Here is an 813-nt window from a genome sequence, read left to right as displayed (position 1 = left end):
TATCGGCTTGTGTATTAGCACCAAAGCTCAAACAGCCCAATGATAGGAACCGTGTGCCTATTAATAAAACAATCCCTAACGAAATCAAGCGAGCAAGTATATGAGAAAGATTCTTATTATAACAGGAATGATTACCATTTGGGGAATGCTGAATCTAGCTCCAGCATATGCAAATGACGCAAGTATAAGCGTATCTTTCGCCTCCTCATCACCAGCTGCTTCACCAGCAGAATATCTGGAGCTTATTAATCTATTAAAAAAAGGGGAAATTATTGAGCTCTTAAAAAAACAGCTTGAGTTGAAAAAAGAACAACTTTCGCAAACAGAAAAAAACTATCAAGCTATAACAAAGAGTCAGAAAACTGCACCTCAGAAAATAGACTTTTCTAGTTTTTTTCTCAAAGAACCAGAATCGCTCTATAAGAAAGATGAGCTTTCAAGGGAATCATATCAAAAGGTATTGAAGGACGAAGACAAAATTTCTGAGCCTTTTAATCGAATGGGCAAGTTGCTTTTTGAGCGTTTAGAATTTTTTTCGCTACTAAATAAAGCTATAACTTTGAAAAGTTTTGAAAAAGTAGAAAATCGTTTTAAATACCTCAAAAGTCTATTTGATGCTCTTCAAACAAAAGAAAACCTGAAAGATATTGCAGATCTTCAAGCACATATCGATGGTTCATTAGCCATGATCCAAAATGAATCTATAACGATACAAACGATAACGCATTTACGTAAGGCTGAGCAATCACTTATCAAAAGGAAAAGACGCGAACTTGATATGAAAATTTTTGACCATGAAAAAAAAGGGATGCC

2 protein-coding genes are annotated in these 813 nt (G+C 34.8%); both read left to right on the top strand.

The window, feature by feature from the left end:
- A partial coding sequence (locus ACFIKB_RS09450; protein ID WP_375653502.1) for a TrwH protein occupies positions 1-104 on the top strand: 104 nt, incomplete at its 5' end.
- A gap of 23 nt (positions 105-127) precedes the next feature.
- A partial coding sequence (locus ACFIKB_RS09445) for a type IV secretion system protein (RefSeq protein ID WP_375653499.1) occupies positions 128-813 on the top strand: 686 nt, incomplete at its 3' end.

The sequence above is a fragment of the Bartonella sp. MR110HLJHH genome (genome assembly GCF_042194225.1).
GTDB classification, from domain to species: domain Bacteria; phylum Pseudomonadota; class Alphaproteobacteria; order Rhizobiales; family Rhizobiaceae; genus Bartonella; species Bartonella grahamii.
Note: the sequence above shows the minus strand (reverse complement) of the source record. Positions and strands in the feature narration are given on the sequence as shown.